We start from the raw sequence: 23,128 nt of genomic DNA, 5'->3' as shown, positions 1-23,128 counted from the left end.
CACGGAAGTGTTCGTTTTATTTATGGTCTCACTGCAATATACCACGCTACTCCTACGATTGATCCTATGAATACGACTCCGTAAATAATAGATAAATTCACTATACTTTTCTTTTTAGATTTTCCGTAATCTTCATCTACTTTCTTTGCAGCACTGATCGTACCTGCAAGGGCAGCAACGCCGATAATAATGACAAGAAGCAATGCTAGTTTCATTCATTCTCTCCTCCATATTTCGGTGATTGAATAAGACTGAATACCAAGATGTTATTTATTTCATTTTAAGCAGCACGATTTAATCAGAATATGAAAGCGTTATATCTTCTCTTTCTATCATAAAGCTAAATTATGTAAAATCAACCATCCAATCGTGCATTATTTTCCTCCGCCACTTTACATACATAAAAAATTCCCGAGCTTCACTGCTCGGGAATCTTCACCTAATAGAAATGGCATTTTAATGATTATTAAAACTGAAATGTATGTTTTCCTACCAGTACATCTGCCATCTTTACAAAGCGCTTGATTTCTAATACGTCATGAACCCGAACCATTTGAACGCCTTGTGCAATCCCTGCATATACAGTAGCTGCAGTTCCTTCCATTCTTTCCGTAGGAGGAGCATTGACTATTTGTCCAATAAATCCTTTACGAGAAGTAGCAAGCAGCACAGGATAGCCCATCTTTGTCAGCTGATCTAGATGCTGAATCGCTTCTACATTATGCGCAGCCGTTTTTCCAAAGCCAACGCCTGGATCTAAAATAATTTGATCATCTCGAACTCCTGCAGCTTTTGCAATTGATATGCTTTCTTCCAAATCACTTATCATATCTGTAATCAGATTTGTATAATTGGGCTCATGGCGATTATGCATTAAAATAATAGGAACATTATAGTCAGCTGCAACTTGAGCCATTTTGGGATCAGCCTTTGCGCCCCATATATCATTAATAATATGTGCTCCTGCTTCTAGCGCATGCTTGGCCACTTCCGACTTGTATGTATCTACAGAAATCGGCACCTCTACGCGCTTAGCCACTTCAGAAATAACGGGCACAATCCGTTTAATCTCTTCTTCATCGCTAATTCTTGTATAACCAGGACGAGTTGATTCTCCTCCGATATCAATGATGTCTGCTCCTTGCTTCACCATTTCCTCAGCATGAGCAACCGCTTTATCTACATCGTAGTATTTTCCGCCATCTGAAAATGAATCCGGGTTTACATTTAAAATTCCCATAATAAGCGTACGGTCCGCATAATTCAGTTCATACTTTCCGCATTTAATGACCGATTGAGACGTTAAAGTTGACACTATCCTCAGCCCCTTCGTAATTTGCAAATTGATGTATATTTATAAATATCATGTATTTTGAGAATGTCATACCGTTCGTAATTATATCAAAAGTTACCAGTCCTATGTGATTTTTCTTGGAGTTTCTTTCTTCTATAGTGTGAGATAAACATTAAAAGTGAATACACAGATAACATTAAAAATCTCTATCGGGCTTGTCTTCAGGGTCTTTTTTCCTCTTCTCACATCTTTTGTGAGTCTTTTTATTCAAAAAGAAAGGATTCGCATGAAAAATGTTTAATTTATAGCAATAGTTGGGAATTTATAATTAAACAACTTCCGTTTTTATGAAATTCATTTTAAGGAGGATGACTATGACTCAACAACCGTTACAAGTCAAATTAATTCCTTATACAATTGAGGCGATTATCAACTCAACAAACGAAACGCCTAAAGGAGTAAGCTTAATTCAAGCGCCTGCTATTTGGGAACAAAGCAATCAAGGAGAAGGCATTGTAATTGCAGTTATCGACACTGGTGTTGACACAAATCATCCTGACTTAAAAGATTGTATTATCGGAGGAAGAAACTTCACTTCGGATTATGACGGGGATTCTTCTGTATTTGAAGATAATAATGGGCACGGCACTCACGTGTCTGGTACCATTGCTGCTGCGCTCAATAATGAAGGGGTAGTAGGAGTGGCACCCAAAGCAAAAATTCTAAGCTTAAAAGTACTTACCGGTGAAGGATCGGGAAATTACGAATGGATTATTGACGCTATTAACTACGCCGTCGAATGGCGCGGTCCTAACAATGAGCGAGCACGAGTTATTTCCATGTCACTCGGGGGGCCACAAGACGTTCCAGAACTGCACGAAGCTGTTCAAAATGCTGTGAATAAAGATGTTTCTGTTGTTGTTGCGGCTGGGAATGAAGGTGACGACCGCGAAGAAACCTTTGAATATTCATATCCAGGAAGTTACAACGAAGTCATTCAAGTAGGAGCAGTGGACAGCAGCTTAAATCTTGCCCCTTTTACTAATGCAAATGAAGAAGTGGACCTAGTCGCACCGGGAGTTAACATTATCTCTACTTACTTGGAAAATAAGTACGCGACTCTTTCAGGAACTTCAATGGCAACTCCCCACGTGGCAGGAGCTTTAGCTCTATTAATTAACTTATGTGAGAAGGAATTTGGGCGCTCTTTAATCGAAGCCGAAATCTATGCTCAACTTGTAAGAAGAACCCTTCCTCTTGGATATCGAAAAAGCTCTGAAGGAAACGGATTTCTCATGCTCGATTTGGTAGAGAAAATACATGATATTATTAACGTAGCCCGTATCAACCCTAGTAAGTAATAAATAAGAAAAACGAGAAATCTTCTTGGTTCTCGTTAAATTAAAATAAAGACATGCGAACGCATGTCTTTATTCATATCTTAATGCTTCGATTGGATCTAGCTTCGCCGCTTTGTTTGCAGGAAGCATGCCGAATACAATGCCAATCGTCATGGAGAACAACACTCCTCCAAGTACTACTTGCCACGAAATTAATGACGGCCAGCCAGCAAATAATGAAACAAGAGCTGCCCCGCCCGCGCCGAGGCCAATTCCAAGCAAACCACCAATTAACGTGAGGGTAATGGATTCAATCAAAAACTGAGTTAGAATTTGTCTTTTAGATGCTCCCAACGCTTTACGAATACCAATTTCTCTTGTACGTTCCGTTACAGAAACCAGCATAATGTTCATAACGCCAATCCCGCCAACAAGCAGGGAAATGCCTGCAATCGATCCAATAATCGTTGTCATAATCCGCGTTACATTTCCAATGCTATCTGCTATTTCTTCTAAGTTCTGCACTTGGTAAGCATCTTCCGCATCATGCAAATTATTTAACAAATCCGTTGCGTCATTCCCTACTTTTTTTAGTTGATCAGAGCTTTTTGCTTGAACACTAAGGTTTGTGTAATCGAGCTTACCGAAGCTTGATTTATACGTATTATTCGGAATATAAATGGTTGGTATTTCAAATGCTAAAAAGCCCGTTGCCTTTTTTGTGACACCAATAATTTTGATAGGCTGGCCTTGCACCCATACTACTTGTCCAAGGGCTTCTTTTTTATCAAATAGCTCTTTTTTCATATCGCTTGTGATAACACCTACTCGATTACCTGATAAAAAGTCAGAGCTGTCTAACATTCTTCCTTTTGAAACTTCCAGCTGATTAACTTCAATATAGCCTTCGTTAATAGCATTAACAGTCGTATCAGATTCCTTGTCTCTATATCTTATCCCCATTCCCATTGAACTAGAAGCCACCACATTCTTCACTCCGGGAATAGTCGAAAGAGCTTTAATATCATCCTCTGTAAAGATAGGCTCACCCGTCATTGAAAGGTCATCAGCTTGCATCTCGTCTTCGGGAGGCTGATAGTATACATCAACTGTATTGCTTGCTCCTGTTATTTCCGACTTAATCATTTGTTCTCCACCCTGACCAATGGCTACAACGATAATAACAGCCGCTACGCCAATGATAATACCAAGCATCGTTAAAATAGAGCGCATTTTATGAGCAAGAACCGAAGAGAGAGCCATGCGAATATTTTCTATCAAACTCATAAGCTATCGTTCTCCTTATCGCTATGACTTAGCACTTTACCGTCACGAACGATAACTGTACGCGATGTGTATTCTGCCACTTCAGGTTCATGGGTAATAACTACAACCGTTGTGCCATCTGCATTAAGCTGAGAAAATTGCTCCATAATATCAGCACTTGTTTTTGTATCTAGAGCTCCTGTTGGTTCATCTGCTAAAATAAGCGTCGGATTGTTAACAATAGAACGAGCAATAGCAACGCGCTGCTTTTGCCCTCCTGATAGCTCGCTCGGTAAATGTTTCATCCGCTCACTCAGCCCTACTTTTTCAAGCGCAGCTTCTGCTCTGGCTCGTCTTTCCTTACGCGTTACACCTGCATATACCATTGGAAGCTCTACGTTTTCTACCGCTGTTAAACGCGGCAACAGCTGAAATTGCTGAAAAACAAAACCGATATGAATATTTCTTACTTTTGCAAGCTGCTCATCACTATAAGTGGAGATTTCTTGTTCATTTAATAAATAGGACCCTGAAGACGAACGGTCTAAACATCCGATAATGTTCATTAGCGTTGATTTACCAGAGCCAGAAGGTCCCATAATCGCAACAAATTCACCGTCATAAATCTTCAAATTAATATCTTTTAAAATTGGCACTTCCTCTTTGCCAAGATGATAACTTTTATGAATATTCACAAGCTCGATCATTGAACAGTCACTTCCGCACCGTCAGTTAAGTTCTTTGTAGGATTTGTAATGACTTTGTCTTTAGAAGATACGCCGCTTTTGATTTCAATAAATTTATTTGTTGTTTCTCCAATCTTTACTTCCTTACGAACCGCCTTTTTATCTTTCACCACATATACATATTTTTCTCCGTCTTCATTTACAACTGCTTTTATCGGCAGTGATGAAGCTTTTTTACTGCTTGTTTCAATTTCAAGCAGCAGCTTAAATCCCGGCTTAATCATCGTGATATCCTGGTCATCTACTTTTACTTCAACTGGATATTGATTAGCCGCATCATTGCCCGCTTCTGCTGATGCCTGCTGCTGAGGTAGATAGTCAATTTGTTTAACGCTCCCTGCCCATTCTTTATCAGGCAGCACATCTGATGTAATTTTGACAGCTTGACCGGTTTTAATTTTTAATGCATCGTACTCAGACAGCACACCAGTAGCTAAGTATTCATCGGTATTACCAATATGTATAAGCGGTTTTTGAACGTCACTTGTGTTATTAACCGCTTCTTTATCTACTTCTAGCACCGTCCCATTGATATCACTCGCTACATCTAAATTACGTTCTTTTTTAGCAATTGATTTGGCTTCTAGTTTGTTTCGTTCTAAATCAATTTTAGCCGTTTCTAAATCGAGATTGAGCTGCGTACGCTCTGTATCGATTTGATCTTTCGCTTCTTGCTTACTCATTTCTTTTTCCAATTCTTTTTGTTTTTTATTTAAATTAGAAAGCTGTTTACCTACTGAGTCAATTTGCAGCTGACTGGATTTTCTTTCTAGCTTGTTTTGTTCTTGCTCTAAATCAAGCGTATCGCTTTCGTATGTTACAAGAGAGGTTCCCTGCTGGACACGAGAGCCTTCTGTTACGTGAAATCGTTCAACCTCGCCTTTTTCAGCATCAAAATAGACATATTGCTCATTAGCAAGCTTTAACGTACCCGGAACCATAACTGTATTTCTTAACTTTTTTTCCTTTATATTTGCTACGTGAACATTGACTGCTTTCCCACTTATACTTTGTGCACGATATACGTTAATCCCAATAACCGCAACAATAACAACTGCTACAGCTGTAATAATTATTCCTTTTTTCATTTACAACCCTGCTCCTTTAAGCGCTTCTGAAGCAGCTCCTCCAACTCCTGAAATAGCGGCTCCTAAGATGAATAAAATAATCACTGTAATAATAGAAACAACTTTTGATACATTTGCCACTTTTTGTAGTCCTACTGCTGTCAGAATAAGTCCCCAGATAGAAAAGATTTCAATGGAAGTAAACACTCCTCCCATAGCACCTTTCGCACCAACCATTCCATTTAACGAAGTCACATTAGCTGAAGTATGTGCTAGTGCAGCTACTCCCGTATTAATTAGCTGACCAATTGCTGTGATGAACGTAACAAACAAATTTAAGCTAAACATTTGACGGTAAGTTGTTTTTCCAGTCCCTAACTTTGCAATTAAAAACAAAATTAAACTCGTGAATGCCAGTGTAGCAACTATTGCAATCACTCCTCCAACCGCTCCGCCGATCATACTAAATGTTGAATTCACTTCAATCCCAGCTTCTTTTTGCTGCTGCAGGGCCTCTTGTCCCTGAGGGGTATAGACGGCTAGAATCGTTGTTGCAGCTGTTAAGATGAGGATAAGTAAAAGAGGTCCCCAAATGACCGGGCTGCTTTTCATTTTCTCAAACTGTACAACTGGACTCGTAATAAAACCAAAAATAGAGGGCTTTCCTTTCTCTTGGACTTCCGAAGATACGTTAACTTCTGTGCTCATAATCAAACTCCTTTTATATTGTTTCGTTATTAGCTCTTAAGACCCGTCTTTTGCTGTTTTTTAAAGTTTTCTAGCAAAATCGACTCTTTCTAAGAAACTCTCAAACACCTAATATTCTAACATAATTATACAAATTAATTTACATTTTTATTACATTTTATATTTTTTATGGTATTTTTAGAAATTAAAGAGATATCTTAATGCTGAATGACAGTATTAATCTTATTTATATTTTCTAAATATTCAAATTACCATTTGACATCATTCAATAGAATTCGTATATTATGATTAAAGTTTATTATTCCTATGTTTTTTATGAGTTTTATATTTAAGGAGGAGTTTCAATGTCTATTAAGAAAACATTTCGTCCTGAAACACAAGCCATCCATTCTGGCCAACAGCTTGACCCAGCTACTTTTTCGCGTGCCGTACCTATTTATCAAACAAGCTCGTTTGGATTTAAAGATACGGAGCATGCTGCGTCTTTATTTAATTTAAGTGAACAAGGCTATATCTACACCCGAATTGTAAACCCTACTACGGACGTTTTTGAACAGCGAATTGCTGAGTTAGAAGGCGGCGTAGGTGCTCTAGGAGTAGCTTCGGGTCAGTCAGCTACTACCTTTTCCATTTTGAATATCGCTTCCGCAGGAGATGAAATTGTATCAGCAAGCAGTTTATATGGGGGAACATATAACCTCTTTTCGTCTACGCTTCCTAAACTGGGCATTACCGTCAAATTTGTAAACGCCGATAATCCAGAAAATTTTAGAAATGCAATCACTTCCAAAACAAAGGCAATTTATGCTGAATCCGTTGGAAATCCGCAGGGAAATGTGCTAGACATCGAGGCAGTTGCAGACATTGCCCACGAACATGGAATTCCTCTTATTATTGATAATACGGTTCCAAGCCCTTACCTTCTTCGCCCCATCGATTTCGGAGCAGATATTGTCGTTCATTCTGCTACTAAGTTTCTTGGAGGACATGGAACAGCAATTGGCGGTGTTATCGTAGACAGTGGAAATTTTGATTGGGAAGCGAGCGGGAAATTTCCAGACTTAACAACTCCAGATCCAAGTTACCATGGCCTCGTATACACAGAAGCTGCCGGTGAAGCTGCTTATATTACAAAAGCGCGAGTTCAGCTTTTACGAGATATTGGAGCTGCTTTATCACCTTTTAATTCCTTTTTACTCCTTCAAGGGGTAGAAACACTCCATTTGCGATTAGAGCGTCACAGCGAAAACGCATTAAAGGTAGCAAAATTTTTAGAGCAACATGAATTAGTAGAATGGGTAAATTATGCGGGGCTTCCTTCCCACCCTTCCTATTCTTTGGCACAAAAATACTTATCTAAAGGACAAGGAGCCATTTTAACTTTTGGTGTAAGGGGAGGGAAAAATGCTGCGGCTAAGTTAATTGATTCGGTTCAGTTATTTTCTCATTTAGCCAATATCGGCGACTCTAAATCACTTATTATTCACCCGGCAAGCACCACTCATCAACAGCTATCTGAAGACGAACAAAAAGCTTCGGGTGTGACGCCAGAACTCATTCGTCTATCGGTTGGAACAGAAGCAATCGACGACCTTCTTGAAGATTTAGATTATGCCTTAAAAGCCAGCCAAAAAGTGAATACAACTGTTTAAAAGCTGTGATTTCTCACAGCTTTTTTTATATCACTCAATAACTTTTTATACTTTCGCTTATGCTACAATAAACAAAACGAATGAAAAAGGAGTTACTATGAACACGTTCAATTCAATACCTGCCATTACATTTACAGACGTTCATAAAACATTTAAGGATAAAGAACATAGTGTTTTAAAAGGCATATCGGGTACAGTGATGCAAGGCTCGCTCGTCATGCTGGTAGGACCATCAGGATCCGGAAAAAGCACCCTTCTTTCCATGTGCAATTTACTTTCTGCACCTGATGAAGGAAGTATTGAAGTATATGGAAAAGACATTAGCAAATGGACTATTTCTGATTTACGAAAAAAAGTGGGCATCGCTTTTCAATCAGCTCCTGTTATTGATGGAACAGTGCGAGATAATATGATGCTTGTTCAAAAACTACATGGCAAACAGGGTATTATGCCTGAAGAACTCTGTGCCTTAACCGGTCTTTCCCCTGACTTGTTAGAGCAGGATGCAAGAGATTTATCCGGTGGTCAAAGACAAAGGTTATCATTAGCCCGCACGCTGTCGAACGGATCTGACCTTTTACTTTTAGACGAAATCACTTCCGCTTTGGATGCCACTTCTGCTCATGAAATTGAACAGCTTATTTCTCATTTACATAAAGAACAGAATAAAACGATTATTTGGGTTACCCATAACTTAGATCAAGCGAAACGTTTAGGAGAGGAGGTCTGGCTTTTAATGAACGGAGTGATTATAGAAAAAGCGAAGACGGAGACTTTCTTTCATGCTCCTGTAAAAGCTGAAACAAAACAATTTATTGAAGGAGCCTTTCTATGAGTTCACTTTCACTGATTTTTACAATCGTTTTTGTTTTTATTGCTCTTTTTTTATCAAAATCTTTTCGTATAGGACTCGAAAAAGATATTATTATTGCCAGTATTCGAGCAGCCGTTCAGCTGTTAGTGATCGGATATGTTTTATCGTTTATTTTTGACGCGAATCACCCTGCGTTTATTATTCTCATTTTATTCGTTATGCTGACGGTCGCTTCCCAAAATGTTGTAAAGAAAAAAAAGCAGGGATTTAAAGCTTTCTTTCGTGTATTTGTCACTCTTTTTATTGTAGAAATCCTGACCCAAAGCGTTATGCTCGGACTACATATTATCCCTGCTACTCCGCGATATATCATTCCCGTCAGCGGTATGATTATTGGAAATTCGATGATTTTGGCCAATTTATTTTTAAATCGGTTAGATGCTGAAGTAAATAGAAGACGAGACGAAATTCAATTGATTCTGGCGCTTGGCGGCACTCCTAAACAAGCTATTCATAGTATTTTAAATGCCGCAATCAAAGCTAGCATGATTCCTACTGTAGAAAGTCAAAAAACAATCGGACTCGTTCAGCTTCCGGGTATGATGACAGGCCAGATTATTGGAGGGGCAGATCCGATACAAGCTGTCAAATTCCAGCTGCTTATCGTTTTTACTATTCTAGCGTCTGCTACGCTTTCCTGCGTCATTTTAAGCCAATTAACATATCCTACCCTTTTTAATAGCTATCAGCAGCTTATCCGTGAGCATGCATAAAAAAAGAAAGGAGACTCCTTTCTTCTTTTTTTATTGAGCAGCTTTTTTTAACCTTGATCCTATATCACTTCCAAAAGTTACTCCTAAATCGCCGAGCCATCTTCTATACGCAATACTCAGTCGGTCCGGATTCAAATGAAGCTCTGCTTGTAAGTCAAGCGGCAGCTCTTCTGGTTTTTGACTTTCTACAATACTGGTATCTTGTTCAATAATAAGCTGCTGAAAATCGCGGAAATATTGATCAGGTGCATCAAACGAATAGTTTCTAGAAACCAGCGCAAACACGGTGGACTTTCTTTCCTCTTCAGGTAAAACCGCAAACAGCATTGAAAAGATTTCACCCGTTTCGTGGTTCACTTTTTTCAACCTTGCAACGGTAGGACGAAGAATTTCAAAGGTATAATAAATAGTCGTAAAGTTACCCGTGCCATCTGCATCTGCGTACACAGCGATTTCATCAGAAACGTATCGGTTATCTTTCCAATGCACCTTATAATCAGGAATTTCGGCGTAGTCAGAGTGCCCAAGGCTTCCTTCGTGAACAAAAGCCAAATGGCTTACATCTAGAAAGTTTTCTACGACACGAGGAGCTGCTGCCTGCAGAGTATGAGGGCTGGCGCAAACCGTTTTGAATCCGGAGTTAAGATGTTCATCATACAGGGGAAGAGGAGTATCACCTGCCTCGCTGTTCATCTTCACCCATATAATCCCGTACTTTTCAACGCAGTCATACACCTGTGCTTTTGCTTTTGAAGGAATAGCTCTTCCCGGCGGCTGTTGAGGAATTTTCACACAAGCCCCGGCATCATCGTATTTCCATCCGTGATAAGGGCATACAATGCAATCATCTACCACTTTTCCAAGAGATAACGCTGCACCGCGGTGGATGCACAAATCCTTAAATGCTTTAATAGCATTAGTTGTGCGAAAAAGTACAACTCGCTCTTCTAAAATCGTTACTTGCAAGGGCTGATCTGTTAAATCATGTGAATAAGCTGCAGGCAGCCATTCCTTAGCCAATACTAAATCTTTAATCATCTGCATCGCCTCCGTACAATAAGTAAATTTATTTCTTGTTTATAAAAAAAACCGCAGAAATAGAAGGAGTGCTTCTAATTCCGCAGCTTTTTCGTTCCGTAAAACAGACTATAAGCGCGCGAAGATTCTACATGATTGCAGATAGAGCGACCTTAGCACTTCATCTACAATGACAATACGTATTCATCGCTATTTTTTTAACCTTAAAACCTAACCCTTATATATTGAATAAAGAGCGGCCAGCCGCTAAAAGCTTTTCTGTCCACTGATTTCTCTTAGTTTTACTTTATCAATTTCCCACTGAAAAATCTCTTGATTTGTAAGCATCTCTAACATAATTTTTTCGGTTAAACGAATAAAAGCTGCGGTTTTAAAAACCGCAGCTTGCTTTATTATGAGCTCATATAACTGGCTGTATATTTTTTCGTCTGCTTTTGTATTTCTTGATTTAAATGCTTGAAAAATGAGAGGGTTTCTTCATAATCCGTCGCTTTTTCATGAAACTTCAATGTAAGACTTTCTTCAAACAACGTTTCTCCTTGATGACCAACCGCTTTCAGCTGAACATCTGTAACAATACCTTGCGAAATCGAACATAATAAATAATTAAAGCAATGAACCGGAACGATATGCATGAGATGAAAATCGTCGATAGTTCTATCACTTTTTGTTTTCTTAAATTCCACGGTGAGTTCTTCTGGATGAATAAACACATTTATATGCTGTTTGGACAAACAAGTAGGATTCATTTTTTGTGTATACTCACAAAATTCCAGTCCAATAAATATAGAATTCTCGGAGTCAGCTTCAATGAAGATTTGCGAATTTTTTACCATTGTCCTCGTCCTCCATATTCAATCTAGTTATCCCGTCACCCGCACCCATTTGTAGAATATTTCCATCCTTTCTCTATTCTATCATTGATTTTTCTCAATGCCTATTTCGCAGGCGGAAGTTCTCTTTAAAAGAGAGGGAACTGACAGACAGTTCTTTATGTGAGAAGAATAAACAAAAGACACCTCTTTTATTTTCTTGAGGTGTCTTTTGATATCATCAGCCTGTGTTACGCAATCCTGCTGCAATGCCGTTAATCGTTAATAACGCTTCTTTTAAAAGTTCTTCATTTAACGTTCCAGCCTCATCTTCACGCAGCTTGGAAATGACCTTAACTTGTAAGAATGTTAGAGGGTCCACATACGGATTTCGTAATTTAATAGATTCTTTAATCGTAGGAAGATGATCCATTAATTCTTTTTGACCTGTGATTTGAAGAATCATTTCTTTTGTGAGATTATACTCTTTTTTAATGGCGGTAAAAATCCGCTCTGAAATAGCCGGGTCTTGTACCATTTCCGTGTATTCTTTTGCTGCCATTAAATCTGCTTTTGTTAAGGCCATTTGCAGATTATCGACGGTGGAGCGGAAAAATGGCCATTCTTTATACATTTGCTGAAGAAGCTGTATATCTCCGGATTTCTCTACTAAATGCTGTAAGCCCGTACCTGCAGCGTACCAGGCTGGAAGCAGTTGTCTGCTTTGAGTCCATGCAAATACCCACGGAATCGCTCGCAAGTCTTCAAAACGATCACTTCCTTTTCGACTCATTGGACGTGACCCAATATTTAAAGCCCCCAGCTCAGGAAGAGGTGTAGCTTGTTTAAAATACGTTAAAAAGTCTGGATCTTTGAAAACAAGCTCTTGATACTTACGTAAAGAAGCAGTTGAAATTTCGTCCATTGTTTCTTCCCATTCATGTGTACGAATATCACATTGTTCAGCTTCTTGAGAAACATTTGCTGCCGCTGTAAGAAGAGCTGAGACCGCTTGTTCAAGGCTTCGGTAAGCAATGTCATATAAAGCGTATCTAGAAGAAAGAACTTCTCCTTGCTCTGTAATTTTCACACCGTCTCCTAGCGTCTCAACAGGCTGAGATAAAATGCTTCGGTTTAACGGCCCACCGCCTCGGCCTAGTGAGCCGCCTCGACCATGGAAAAACTTCAGACGAACTTGATACTTCTTCGCCATATCATGAATTTCCTGCTGCGCTTTGTAGAGCTTCCAATTAGCAGTAAGCGTTCCTCCATCTTTGCTTCCATCTGAGTAGCCAAGCATAATTTCCTGCAAATCCTGCTGTTTCCTTAAGTGCTCACGATAAAAATCTAATCGAAATAGCTGTTCCATGATTTTAGGACCCGCTGTGAGATCATCAATCGTTTCAAGCAGCGGAGCTATATTTAACTTACTTTCAATGCGGCCATCTGCATGGAGGCGGTAAATACCCGCTTCTTTGGCGAGTACCATGACTTCTAACAAGTCACTTGCAGACTGCGTCATACTGATTAAGTAGACTTCAATAGATCTTTCTCCAAATTCTTTATGTGCTCGATGTATCATGTTAAATACTTCAATTACTTGCTGCGTTTCTTTAGAGTAATTCTCTACAAACGATATCACAGGTCTTGGGTCTTGAAGAACTTTCCCTAGCAGCTCGACTTTTTTCTCTTCCGTTAACGCTGAATAATCTTCAGCTAAAGAAACAGCATGGAAAATTTCTTTGATTGCCGCTTCATGTTCCCCGCTGTGATTACGGATATCAAGCGTTGCTAAATGAAAACCAAACAGCTCAACTTGGCGAATTAATTTACATAAGCTTTTTAACTGATAATCCTGAGGCTGATGCTTTTGCAGGCTATCTTTGATTAGAAATAAATCATGTAGAAGTTCTTCCGACCTTTGATAACCTGCTTCCGATTCTCCAACTAAATTTAATTTATGAAGCATAATCGTAAGCTTGCAGCGATATACTTCGTGTTTGATTCTCCATCGCTTTTTCTCAGGCAGCAGCGATATTTCTTGATTAATAGAATCAAGAAGATTATCTGAAACTGCGACTCTTTTTGTAGACTGACTTAACCTTTGTCTCAATTGAGTAAGCGACTCTTTATATTTACGAATAGCTAACTTCCTTTGTTTGACAAGCGTTTGCCAGGTTACTTTAGGAGTTACGTTTGGATTTCCATCTCGGTCTCCGCCAATCCATGAACCAAATCGAAGAATATTAGGCACCTTCCAATTTTCTTCGGGGTAATTCTCCTGCAATGAATTTTCCAACTCCTGATGAAGTTGAGGAAGCACTTCAAATAACGTTTCATCAAAATAATATAATCCATTGGATACTTCATCCATTACCGTCGGCTTGCGATCTCGCAGTTCATTTGTTTGCCATAAAATTAATACTTCGCTAAACAGTCTTTCTTCAATTTCCGTACGTTCACGTTTTGTTAACATTGGATTATCCAAGTTTTTTAGAAGCTCAGCCATTCGTTTATGAATATCAAGGACACTTCGTCTAGTGGCTTCTGTTGGATGAGCAGTGATGATGAGCTCTAGAGATAGAGTTTGAAGCAAGTTAGCAATTACGTCTGGCGCCACGCCATTATTTTTAAGCGAAACAACGGCACTTTCCAATGAGCCCGGCTGCATAATAGAATCTTCTTGCTGCTGATATTCGCGTCTGCGACGAATTCGATGATTTTGCTCTGCAATATTAACTAAATGAAAATAAACTGCAAACGCCCGAATAACCTGCTCGCGCATCGGCTGTTCAAGAGTAACGATTTCATTTTTTATTTCTTTATAGATAACTTCATCTTTGTTTTCTCTAAGTGATTTTGCTACTTCGCGTATTTTTTCTACTTTGCTGAGCAGTTCTTCTCCACCTTGGTGAACCAGAACTTTCCCTAACAATTGACCGAGAAACTTAACATCACGGCGCAGGGCAGTGCTGCTGTTTTGTCTTTCTGCTGCTTCTACTGTTACCATTAGACACGACACCTTTCTTCATAAATATTGTACTTTTTAAACTTTTTAGAAAATTATATTAAATTCATATTACCATGAACGAAAATAAATTTCATATAATTTTATTTCCTCCTCTCGTTCAGGAGAGGAGATTCATCAAATATAAAAGAGAGGTTAAGACATAACTAAATGAATCCAATCTAAAGACGAACAATTGGGATACATAAGCTTAACCGCTTGTGACACCGCAGTTGATTACTGTGCAAGACTTTGCTTTCCGCTGGCCGCCGATGAGCCTCCTCGTCTCTTTCGCTTTTCCGCCCCTTAGTCTTCCTCTTGCCCTCCAATCAACTGCTAGAAGGAACGAAACAGATGAAACCTACGTTCACCATAACAAAAAAAACGAACCACTAATCAAACATGTTGATCACTGGTTCGTTTTTCATTTGAGCTAAAATACTTTTGTCTCGGCCTCTCTTTTATGCTACCAAGGTTGTCCTAAATCCAATACCGAGGCTAGTTCATTGCTTTTTTTACGCACTTGTTTACGCGTGGCAGCGCGATCTGCCCCCGTTTGAAACAGGTATTTTTCTTCTTCTGTTTCTGGAATGAGCTCCGGTACTGCACGGGGCTTTCCATCATCATCCATTGCAACAAAAGTTAAAAATGATGTGGCTGCAATTTGACGCTCCCCGGTTTTTAAATTTTCTTTAATCACTTTCACAAACACTTCCATGGATGAGCGACCTGTCCATGATACGTATGACTCCAAACATACAGAATCCTGAGGCGTAATAGGGTGCAGAAAATGAATAGAGTCTGCTGAAGCTGTTACACACTCTGTACGACTGTGACGATAAGCTGAAATGGACGCAATCATATCAATATCACTCATTAACTTTCCGCCAAATAACGTATTGTGATTATTAATATCATTAGGAAAAATGCGGCTCGTTCGAACGGCCTTTGTATCTTTACAATAATTTGCTTTCATTAGTAAGAACCTCCATTGATGCCTATCATAATAAGAATAAAAGAATGAATGAACCTATACTAGCATATTTTGATAAATTTAGCTTTACAAAAAACTCGTTGATTTATTTACAGAAAACAAAAAAGAGAAGAAAAATTCTTCTCTTTTTTGTCTACCGAATATAGCTTAATCCAAACGTTTTACCTAACGAATCACTGTATAGGTCACTTGACTTTACAGTCCATTTCCCATCTTCTTTCACCATAAAAATTCGTAGGGGACGACTTCCTTCTTTCGTTTCTAATTCATTTACAATATCTTTGAATTTAGAAGCCGCAAACTCTTCAGAGTGTTCTGTATCGTAATCTTTCGTTTCATCTGTATATGCTCGCTTAAGCTGCGATACGTATGAATATAAGTCTGATAAATTAAGAGTAGTGTACTCCACTTCTAGTACGGCTTTATTATTTGCATTCGCAATCACATTTGTTTTCACGCTTGCTTTTTCTTTTAAAACATCTTTATACATGTTAAAAAAATCTTTTTTTGCTTTGTCGGTTAAACTGTTAGAAAACGCACCTTTTAATTCCTCATTAAACGCTTTTTTCTGTTCTTCTATGACAGCTGTTTTGTCTGCTGTTACATATTTATCATAGTCTACGTTTTCTTTGTTTAAGTAAAGGACTTCTGTATAAGCTTGCAGAGCTTTTTCTGGATCTTGCAGTTTATTATAGCTTTTCGCGTATTTTTTCGTATCGAGTGTTAATGTCACTTCGTCAATTTCTTCATCATAATCAGATGATTTTGGCTGAAGCCCAATTTTGTACTTTTTATCTTTTTTGACTTCAAAGACAAACGTTAATTTTTTTTGTTTTCCAGCGCCAATCTTGTCAGATGCACTGCTTTCTAGTCCAAGCTCACGACTGTTCACTCCCGTTTTTGGAGACAGCTGTTCATCTCCTTCGTATAAATACACACCGTCGTAATCCGATAAAGATATACTGTTTTTGGAGACATTTTTCACTTTTAAATCAACTTTCAACAGCCCTTTTTCTTCACTTGTAGCTCCTTCATCACTATCTACTAAAATGTAAGAAGCGCTGTCAATGGATGCTTCAATCGCCTTATTTTTAGCCGACGTGGATCCTCCCGTTTCCTTAGAATTGTTGCAAGCCGCTAATACTAGCATAAGTACAAAAGCTAAAGCCAAAACATTCATTTTTTTCACAGCTGCCTAATCCCCTTTATTTTGTTTTTTTGGAACTTTATCCCAAATAAAGGTTCCCTCTGTATAAATACTTAAACCTTAAAATCTATATTTTTTACAATATTTTGATAAAAACTAAGTCTAAATTCTCCACTCATCTAAATAAAAAAACACGAGCACGGGCTCGTGTTTTTTTATTTAGATTTAAAATTTTCTTGATTGATTTGTTCAGCTTCTTTCATATATCGGTTAGATTTTCCACTTTTAATTCCCCAGTAATAAAAAGCTAATGATACGCAAGTAATCACTAGCATATCCCATCCGAAAGGCAAAATATTTTTGCCTCCGAATTTTTCGCTTCCTATGTAGGAAATAAAAATCATGCACGCTAAATAGATAAGCATCCAAGCCCCGGTTAAAAATTCTTTTTTAAAGCCCACCCATTTATTTTTCGCTTGGTAATAAAAATAAACAGGCAGGCCAATTGCCATAATAAAGATCACTTCACCTGTAAGTGGCCACCTTGCCCAGTAAAGAGTCAAGGAAGCAAAAACGAAGCCGCATGGCGCAATAACTGATGCCCCTTTTAAATAAAATGGACGGTAAAAGTGTGAAGCCGTTTTTCTTAATGTTATAAGCGCTACAGGACCCATAATATAAGAGATAAGCGTCGCTACTGAGATCACTTCTGCTAAGACACCCCATCCTCTAAATAAAAAGAGAAACAAGAAGCAAGCTGCTAAATTTAGCCACATAGCTGGGCGCGGGACATTGTAAAGTGGATGAAGAGTACCAAATATCTTTGGCAAGTATCCATTTCGCTGCATCCCGTATAACATTCTAGAAGTAGTTGCCGTATATGTAGCACCTGTGCCGGAAGGAGAAACAAATGCGTCTGCGTATAACACAATTGTTAGCCAGTTAATTCCAAGCGCAATCGCTAAATCAGCAAAAGGAGAATTAAAATTCAAATGATTCCATCCATCAGCAATTGATGACGGACTTACTGCTCCGATAAAGACAATTTGCAATATAATGTATACAATTCCTGCAATAAAAATTGAACCAATTACAGCTATCGGAATCGATTTATTAGGTGATTTTGCTTCTCCTGCCATATTTACAGGACTTTGAAACCCATTAAATGCAAACACAATACCTGATGTTGCCACTGCCGTTAAAACACTGGCCCATCCATAAGGGGCAACCCCATGCTCACTTGAAAAGTTTCCACTATGAAAACCAGCAAAAAATAAAGCCCCTGCCGTTAAACCAGGAATAATTAATTTAACAATCGTAATAAATGAGTTTGCTTTAGCAAAGAGATTTACCGTCCAATAGTTCACAAAAAAGTAAACGAATAATAACAAAGACGCAACTGCCAACCCCTTGGACGTTAAAATTCCATTGTCTACCAATTCATGAGTCCAGCGAGCCCACTTCCACGGCCAAGTACTCATATATTGCACAGATGCAATAGCCTCCACTGTTATCGTTGAAGCGATTGAAATCCAGTTAGCCCAAGCAGCCAAAAAACCAATAAATGATCCGTGTGAATACTGAGGATATTTAACCATCCCCCCTGCTTGTGGAAACATCGCGCCCAGTTCAGCATATGATAGGGCAATGGTCAAAATAACCACCATTCCAATAACCCATGAAAAAATAGCCGCGGGTCCCGCAATTTGAGCTGCTTTCCATGCTCCAAACAGCCACCCTGAACCGATAATCGAACCTATGCCTGTCATGGTTAAAGCAAATGTTCCCATCTTCCTTTGCATATTGCTCATCCAAATCTACTCCTCTTCCCTAGGAAAATAAAAAAAACACTTGCCGAATTTTCTCAAGTGTTTGCCCAGGCGCGCGGCTTATACGCTATATGCTCCCCCATGGTCATCCATGTTGCGCCAGTCACATATAGGAATATATTTTTTATCAGTATATAACATTCATTACTATTACTCAATATACAAAATGTTTACATTACTTTTCTAAAAATAATAAATTATTTGTAAAATTCCGAATTAACCTTCTAAAAATCTCTTTTTAATTATAAAAAGAACTAAAATCCTAACTTTTCTTGTTGTTTGATTCTTTTACTCCACGAGCAGATTATCTTCTGAAAATTATACTAATATATAATATTCATTTACATAATAAGAATTAACAGCTATATATCCATAGAATTCTTGCACTAGACCCTTTACTTATATACAATATGAAGAAAAGATACTAAAGTGAACTGCCCACCACTTAGCTACGCTTGAAGTGGGAGACTCCTTTTAGGAAAACGTTAAAACCTACATATCATGCACTTCGCAACAAATGAAGTACTTCGAGCAAACTTCTCTGTTTACGCAAGCACAAAACAGGGAAAATTACGAAAAAAGATTGTTAGAGGGATGCTTATGAATTATGCAAATGTAAAAGTTCTTTATTTTGATGACGACGGAACCATTCCAAATCACCCTCGTCTTCCAGTTTTGTTGTATGAACACGTATTTATTAGTAAGAAAGAGAAAGTGGAGAGCATTTTCAATTCTCACAACTGGAAAAACAGCTGGGTAGGCGGTATACATGATTTTCACCATTACCACAGCAATTCCCATGAAGCACTAGGTGTAATTAGCGGATCTGCACGTTTAAAACTAGGTGGACATATGGGGGAAAATATCGTGGTGCATGCTGGTGATGTGCTCGTACTTCCTGCAGGAACAGGGCATATGCGTCTGCAGTCAACTGCTGATTTTAAAGTGGTTGGAGCTTATCCAGAGGGCATGGATTACAATTTACGAACAGGAAAACAAACTGATCGCCCTCACGTATTTGATGAAATTGCACAAGTACCTATTCCTACAACAGATCCTGTTTATGGCGACAAAGGACCATTGACAGAGTGGTGGAACTAGACAAGCACTTATTGTCTAGTTTTTTTATTTGCTCTGTTTTATTCTTTCCATGAATCTCTATTTGAACATACAAATTCTTTTCTTATGATGCAATAGCAATATACTTTATCTCAGCGAAATAACAAAAACTTCCCGGTCAAAACTAAATTTCTTCTTTTCCGTTCTCTTTTTACTTCAAGAGCAACTTCGCTTAGATTATTCCCCTTTTTTTCTTTCATAATTATTTCAAATATACTCTCATCACAAGCTCTTTTTTGTTTTTCTAAAAAAATTTTCATAGATTATAACGAAATTTTCAAAAAACTCATTGCTTTACCATGTCAGACTTGCTATCATAGTGAACATTGTTAGATAAATTTTTAGTAGGAGGAGTAAAATTGAACAGAAAATTCATAATTTTTATTTTATTCATCATTCCATTTATTGCTCAATTCGCTTTTTTACCTTTTGTAAATAACATTCATCCAATTATTTTTGGATTACCTCTTTTGCATTTATGGTTATTTTTATGGGTCTTCTTAACGCCTGTGTGTACATTTATCATTTATCGTTTACAAAAATCTTGGGGGGACATTGAATAATGCAAGGAAATTTAACCGCACTTTTAATCACATCAGCAATTGTTCTTGTTGTTATCGCAATTGGCTTTATAGCGGGACGTGACAAATCATCTAGAAGCTCAGTTGAAGAGTGGGCTGTAGGTGGAAGACGTTTTGGAAGCCTGCTCGTCTGGCTTTTAGTAGGAGCAGATTTATATACTGCTTATACATTCCTAGGTCTTACAAGTACAGCTTATCAGGGAGGAAGCATCGCATTTTTTGCCATTCCTTACTCTGTTTTAGCCTTTTTAATTTCATACTTTTTTCTTCCAAAGCTTTGGACTGTTGCTAAAAAGCACAAACTTACTACGCTTGCTGATTATGCCAGAGAACGTTTTAGCAGTAAATTTCTCTCCTCTTTAATTGCCATAGTAGGTGTATTGATGCTCATTCCATATATTGATCTTCAGCTTAGCGGTATTCAAGATACTCTTCGCGTTGCAGGAACTGGCTACATTAACGTAAAAGCAGTCGTTATTCTTTCATTCTTTCTTGTGGCTCTTTATACCTTTTTCAGCGGAATTAAAGGTCCCACATATACGGCAATTATTAAAGATATTTTAGTATGGGCGATTATGTTATTTATGGTTGTTTCTCTGCCAATTATGCATTTTGGAAGCTGGGGCAACATGATCGACAATGTTGCAAAGGATGCACCTCAGCTATTAACGATCCCAACACAAGGACCTAAAGGCATTCCATGGTTTATTACAGCATCACTCGTATCTGCTTTAGCTTTATTCATGTGGGCCCACGCTGCTACAGGTGTTTTCACTGCTAAAAGTGCAGATTCGCTTCGTAAAAATGCTATTTTCTTACCGCTTTACAATATTGTTTTAATTCTAGTCATCTTCTTAGGATTTATTGCTTATCAAGTATTACCTCAAGATACGACGGATCCTAGATTAGCATTATTAACCTTAATTCAATATTCATATGGCGGCATTGGTCAAGGGTTAGCTTATGCAACGATTGCTCTTGCTTCATTAATTCCATGTTCTATCATGGCTATCGGAGCGTCTAACTTATTTGCAAATAATATATTCAGAGATTTAATTAATCCAAATGTACAGGGTAAAACATTAACAATGGTTACTCGTTCTATGGTTTTCGTTGTTATTGGACTGGCACTTTTATTCGGTTTATTATTCCCTCAAGCACTTGTTTCCCTACAGTTACTAGGGGTATCCGGTATGGTACAAATCTTCCCGGCTATCGTTATCAGCCTGTTCTGGAAAAATCAATCGAAAGAAAGTACGATTGCTGGATTAGTAGTAGGGCTGGTTGTAACGTTTACCGTACATGCCACAGGAAATTCATTTGGTCTTTATGAAGGGTTCTGGGGATTATTATCTAACTTACTCGTAGTTGTTATTTTAAATCCAATCTTTTCGGCCAAAACAAAAGCAGCAAATAACGGCGTGAAAGAAACATTGTTTTCTAAAAGCACTCCGCAAACTGAATTAAAGAAAAACGCATAAAAAAGTTCAGCCAATTGGCTGAACTTTTTTTAGATAATATTCTCTTTTTCAGAAGGGGGTGGAGTAGATTCTCTTTCCCAACATTCGATATTTTGATTGTTTTCTAACGCATCTCTATAAAAGACTGGATTTTTTCCTTCCTTTTTTTGCTGAGTATAGTCATGCAAGGCGGAAAATGCCACTTTCGATAATAGAAAAATAGCAATCAAGTTCACGACTACCATCATCCCCATAAATAAGTCTGCCAAATTCCATACAAGCTGAAGCTGAGCGATCGATCCAAAAATAACCATCGCTAAAACACCTACACGATAAGACCAAAGCCACAACTTATTTGAATTTAAAAACTCAATATTCGTTTCTCCATAATAATAATTGCCAATTAACGTACTAAAAGCAAATAGAAATACCATGATAGCTAAAAACCCTGATGCCCAAGAGCCGATATGGGTACTAAGAGAAGCCTGCGTTAGTTCAATGCCGCTTAGTCCCTGCTTATAGGCGGGGGATAAGAGAACGATAAATGCTGTGCTTGTACAAATCACGAGTGTATCCGTCAAGACACCAAATGCTTGGATAAGACCTTGTTTAACTGGATGACTCGTCACTGCAGTTGCCGCGGCGTTGGGAGCGCTTCCCATTCCTGCTTCATTGGAAAACAGTCCGCGCTTTACTCCGTTGATTAACGTTGCACCAATTGACCCCCCAAGCGCCTGTTCAAATCCAAATGCATTTTTCACAATTAGAGATAGAACCGCAGGCATTTGATCAATATTTTTAAAGATAATAAACAGAGCCATTCCAATGTATAAAACGGCTAATACGACCACGATGTATTCCGATATCTTGGCGATGCGTTTGATTCCGCCAAAAATAATTACCGCAAATATAACTGTCATAATAATCCCAACCAACAAGCGGCTCGTTCCAAAAGAGTTCTCAAATGCTAGCGTAATCGTATTAGACTGCACAGCGTTAAACACCAGGCCAAATGATAGTGTAATGAGTACAGCAAATAGCCCGCCCATCCACCTTTTATTTAACCCTTTTTCCATATAATAAGCGGGTCCTCCTCGAAACCCGTTTGATCCTTTTACTTTATAAATTTGAGCGAGTGTACTTTCTACAAAACTTGATACTGAACCGATAATGGCAATAATCCACATCCAAAATACAGCACCCGGGCCACCAAGTGCAATAGCAATCGCTATCCCTGTAATATTGCCCGTTCCTACTCGAGCTGCCATGCTTATGCAAAAAGCTTGAAACGGAGAGACTCCTCCACCTTTAGCCGCTCGTCCTTCTTTCAAAACAAGTACCATTTCTTTCAACATGCGAAACTGCAAAAAACGAGAGCGAATCGTAAAATAAATACCAATTGATACAAGTAAAATAATTAATAAATTCGACCAAAAAAAATCATTGATGACGCTAATCACACTTTCGACTGCTTGTTGCAT

General features: G+C 38.4%; 20 protein-coding genes and 1 riboswitch. Of the genes, 7 read left to right on the top strand and 13 right to left on the bottom strand.

Annotation, left to right across the window (positions count from 1 at the left end; genetic code table 11):
- Positions 1–20 precede the first annotated feature (20 nt).
- Positions 21–215 (bottom strand): hypothetical protein, encoded by a 195-nt coding sequence (locus tag POF52_RS17155; RefSeq protein WP_013055532.1) that lies wholly within the window; start codon positions 213–215, stop codon positions 21–23.
- A 251-nt stretch (positions 216–466) separates the two neighbouring features.
- Positions 467–1,315 (bottom strand): dihydropteroate synthase, encoded by an 849-nt coding sequence (gene folP, locus POF52_RS17150; RefSeq protein WP_176585050.1) that lies wholly within the window; start codon positions 1,313–1,315, stop codon positions 467–469.
- A 353-nt stretch (positions 1,316–1,668) separates the two neighbouring features.
- Here folP and POF52_RS17145 point away from each other — a divergent pair, with 353 nt between their 5' ends.
- Positions 1,669–2,655, top strand: a complete 987-nt coding sequence (locus POF52_RS17145) for a S8 family peptidase (RefSeq protein ID WP_442956646.1) — start codon at positions 1,669–1,671, stop codon at positions 2,653–2,655.
- A 69-nt stretch (positions 2,656–2,724) separates the two neighbouring features.
- On the opposite strand, the gene POF52_RS17140 is transcribed toward POF52_RS17145, so the two are convergent.
- The 4 genes from POF52_RS17140 to POF52_RS17125 are packed head-to-tail and all read right to left on the bottom strand — an operon-like array spanning position 2,725 to position 6,421.
- Positions 2,725–3,921, bottom strand: a complete 1,197-nt coding sequence (locus tag POF52_RS17140; protein WP_016763129.1) for an ABC transporter permease — start codon at positions 3,919–3,921, stop codon at positions 2,725–2,727.
- A complete protein-coding gene (locus POF52_RS17135) occupies positions 3,918–4,607 on the bottom strand; it encodes an ABC transporter ATP-binding protein (RefSeq protein WP_013081850.1) in 690 nt (229 codons plus the stop codon). The genes POF52_RS17140 and POF52_RS17135 overlap by 4 nt, the downstream gene beginning before the upstream one ends.
- Complete coding sequence (locus POF52_RS17130) at positions 4,604–5,734, bottom strand: efflux RND transporter periplasmic adaptor subunit (protein ID WP_271993594.1); 1,131 nt, start codon at positions 5,732–5,734, stop codon at positions 4,604–4,606. Before POF52_RS17130 ends, POF52_RS17135 begins: the two co-directional genes overlap by 4 nt.
- The gene (locus POF52_RS17125) at positions 5,735–6,421 is read right to left on the bottom strand and encodes a Yip1 family protein (RefSeq protein ID WP_074893936.1); all 687 of its coding nucleotides are present in this window, start codon (positions 6,419–6,421) and stop codon (positions 5,735–5,737) included. It abuts the gene before it with no gap.
- A gap of 344 nt (positions 6,422–6,765) precedes the next feature.
- Between POF52_RS17125 and POF52_RS17120 the strand changes: the two genes are divergently transcribed.
- The 3 genes from POF52_RS17120 to POF52_RS17110 all read left to right on the top strand — a co-directional run bounded on the left by POF52_RS17120 (position 6,766) and on the right by POF52_RS17110 (position 9,660).
- Positions 6,766–8,073 carry a homocysteine synthase gene (locus POF52_RS17120; protein ID WP_271993592.1) on the top strand — a complete coding sequence of 436 codons (1,308 nt, stop codon included), beginning with the start codon at positions 6,766–6,768 and terminating at the stop codon, positions 8,071–8,073.
- 97 nt (positions 8,074–8,170) lie between these two features.
- Positions 8,171–8,908 (top strand): ABC transporter ATP-binding protein, encoded by a 738-nt coding sequence (locus tag POF52_RS17115; RefSeq protein WP_271993590.1) that lies wholly within the window; start codon positions 8,171–8,173, stop codon positions 8,906–8,908.
- Positions 8,905–9,660, top strand: coding sequence for an ABC transporter permease (locus POF52_RS17110; RefSeq protein ID WP_013081845.1), 756 nt, complete (start codon positions 8,905–8,907; stop codon positions 9,658–9,660). The genes POF52_RS17115 and POF52_RS17110 overlap by 4 nt, the downstream gene beginning before the upstream one ends.
- A 30-nt stretch (positions 9,661–9,690) precedes the next feature.
- Here POF52_RS17110 and POF52_RS17105 read toward each other — a convergent pair whose 3' ends face one another.
- The 6 genes from POF52_RS17105 to POF52_RS17080 all read right to left on the bottom strand — a co-directional run bounded on the left by POF52_RS17105 (position 9,691) and on the right by POF52_RS17080 (position 18,469).
- Positions 9,691–10,698, bottom strand: a complete 1,008-nt coding sequence (locus POF52_RS17105; RefSeq protein WP_034654223.1) for an aromatic ring-hydroxylating dioxygenase subunit alpha — start codon at positions 10,696–10,698, stop codon at positions 9,691–9,693.
- Positions 10,699–11,090: 392 nt separating this feature from the next.
- Positions 11,091–11,534 (bottom strand): hypothetical protein, encoded by a 444-nt coding sequence (locus tag POF52_RS17100; protein WP_176585059.1) that lies wholly within the window; start codon positions 11,532–11,534, stop codon positions 11,091–11,093.
- A gap of 217 nt (positions 11,535–11,751) precedes the next feature.
- The gene (gene ppc, locus POF52_RS17095) at positions 11,752–14,520 is read right to left on the bottom strand and encodes a phosphoenolpyruvate carboxylase (RefSeq protein ID WP_176585060.1); all 2,769 of its coding nucleotides are present in this window, start codon (positions 14,518–14,520) and stop codon (positions 11,752–11,754) included.
- Positions 14,521–14,983: 463 nt separating this feature from the next.
- Positions 14,984–15,493 (bottom strand): acyl-CoA thioesterase, encoded by a 510-nt coding sequence (locus POF52_RS17090; RefSeq protein WP_013055518.1) that lies wholly within the window; start codon positions 15,491–15,493, stop codon positions 14,984–14,986.
- 151 nt (positions 15,494–15,644) lie between these two features.
- Positions 15,645–16,691, bottom strand: a complete 1,047-nt coding sequence (locus tag POF52_RS17085) for a DUF5105 domain-containing protein (protein ID WP_271993892.1) — start codon at positions 16,689–16,691, stop codon at positions 15,645–15,647.
- Positions 16,692–16,873: 182 nt separating this feature from the next.
- Positions 16,874–18,469 (bottom strand): APC family permease, encoded by a 1,596-nt coding sequence (locus POF52_RS17080; RefSeq protein WP_271993583.1) that lies wholly within the window; start codon positions 18,467–18,469, stop codon positions 16,874–16,876.
- A gap of 56 nt (positions 18,470–18,525) precedes the next feature.
- Positions 18,526–18,604: riboswitch (ZMP/ZTP riboswitch) on the bottom strand.
- 384 nt (positions 18,605–18,988) lie between these two features.
- On the opposite strand from POF52_RS17080, the gene POF52_RS17075 reads away from it, so the two are divergent.
- From POF52_RS17075 to POF52_RS17065, 3 genes are all read left to right on the top strand, one after another.
- The gene (locus tag POF52_RS17075) at positions 18,989–19,588 is read left to right on the top strand and encodes a cupin domain-containing protein (RefSeq protein WP_080621362.1); all 600 of its coding nucleotides are present in this window, start codon (positions 18,989–18,991) and stop codon (positions 19,586–19,588) included.
- Positions 19,589–19,965: 377 nt separating this feature from the next.
- Positions 19,966–20,169 (top strand): DUF3311 domain-containing protein, encoded by a 204-nt coding sequence (locus POF52_RS17070; protein ID WP_013055514.1) that lies wholly within the window; start codon positions 19,966–19,968, stop codon positions 20,167–20,169.
- Positions 20,169–21,668 carry a sodium:solute symporter family protein gene (locus tag POF52_RS17065; RefSeq protein ID WP_271993581.1) on the top strand — a complete coding sequence of 500 codons (1,500 nt, stop codon included), beginning with the start codon at positions 20,169–20,171 and terminating at the stop codon, positions 21,666–21,668. The genes POF52_RS17070 and POF52_RS17065 overlap by 1 nt, the downstream gene beginning before the upstream one ends.
- 29 nt (positions 21,669–21,697) lie before the next feature.
- On the opposite strand, the gene POF52_RS17060 is transcribed toward POF52_RS17065, so the two are convergent.
- Positions 21,698–23,128, bottom strand: coding sequence for an alanine/glycine:cation symporter family protein (locus POF52_RS17060; RefSeq protein ID WP_057241399.1), 1,431 nt, complete (start codon positions 23,126–23,128; stop codon positions 21,698–21,700).

The organism is Priestia sp. AB, assembly GCF_028369225.1.
Classification (GTDB): Bacteria; Bacillota; Bacilli; order Bacillales; family Bacillaceae_H; genus Priestia; species Priestia megaterium.
Note: the sequence above shows the minus strand (reverse complement) of the source record. Positions and strands in the feature narration are given on the sequence as shown.

Excerpts from the sequence above, each read along its gene's own strand:
- ppc (WP_176585060.1), bottom strand. The coding sequence starts at position 14,520 with ATGGTAACAGTAGAAGCAGCAGAAAGACAAAACAGCAGCACTGCCCTG.
- POF52_RS17060 (WP_057241399.1), bottom strand. The coding sequence starts at position 23,128 with ATGCAACAAGCAGTCGAAAGTGTGATTAGCGTCATCAATGATTTTTTT.
- POF52_RS17125 (WP_074893936.1), bottom strand. The coding sequence starts at position 6,421 with ATGAGCACAGAAGTTAACGTATCTTCGGAAGTCCAAGAGAAAGGAAAG.
- POF52_RS17090 (WP_013055518.1), bottom strand. The coding sequence starts at position 15,493 with ATGAAAGCAAATTATTGTAAAGATACAAAGGCCGTTCGAACGAGCCGC.
- POF52_RS17065 (WP_271993581.1), top strand. The coding sequence starts at position 20,169 with ATGCAAGGAAATTTAACCGCACTTTTAATCACATCAGCAATTGTTCTT.
- POF52_RS17110 (WP_013081845.1), top strand. The coding sequence starts at position 8,905 with ATGAGTTCACTTTCACTGATTTTTACAATCGTTTTTGTTTTTATTGCT.
- POF52_RS17075 (WP_080621362.1), top strand. The coding sequence starts at position 18,989 with ATGCACTTCGCAACAAATGAAGTACTTCGAGCAAACTTCTCTGTTTAC.
- POF52_RS17145 (WP_442956646.1), top strand. The coding sequence starts at position 1,669 with ATGACTCAACAACCGTTACAAGTCAAATTAATTCCTTATACAATTGAG.
- POF52_RS17155 (WP_013055532.1), bottom strand. The coding sequence starts at position 215 with ATGAAACTAGCATTGCTTCTTGTCATTATTATCGGCGTTGCTGCCCTT.
- POF52_RS17100 (WP_176585059.1), bottom strand. The coding sequence starts at position 11,534 with ATGGTAAAAAATTCGCAAATCTTCATTGAAGCTGACTCCGAGAATTCT.
- POF52_RS17115 (WP_271993590.1), top strand. The coding sequence starts at position 8,171 with ATGAACACGTTCAATTCAATACCTGCCATTACATTTACAGACGTTCAT.
- POF52_RS17135 (WP_013081850.1), bottom strand. The coding sequence starts at position 4,607 with ATGATCGAGCTTGTGAATATTCATAAAAGTTATCATCTTGGCAAAGAG.
- POF52_RS17120 (WP_271993592.1), top strand. The coding sequence starts at position 6,766 with ATGTCTATTAAGAAAACATTTCGTCCTGAAACACAAGCCATCCATTCT.
- POF52_RS17080 (WP_271993583.1), bottom strand. The coding sequence starts at position 18,469 with ATGAGCAATATGCAAAGGAAGATGGGAACATTTGCTTTAACCATGACA.
- POF52_RS17140 (WP_016763129.1), bottom strand. The coding sequence starts at position 3,921 with ATGAGTTTGATAGAAAATATTCGCATGGCTCTCTCTTCGGTTCTTGCT.
- POF52_RS17085 (WP_271993892.1), bottom strand. The coding sequence starts at position 16,691 with ATGAATGTTTTGGCTTTAGCTTTTGTACTTATGCTAGTATTAGCGGCT.
- POF52_RS17130 (WP_271993594.1), bottom strand. The coding sequence starts at position 5,734 with ATGAAAAAAGGAATAATTATTACAGCTGTAGCAGTTGTTATTGTTGCG.
- POF52_RS17105 (WP_034654223.1), bottom strand. The coding sequence starts at position 10,698 with ATGATTAAAGATTTAGTATTGGCTAAGGAATGGCTGCCTGCAGCTTAT.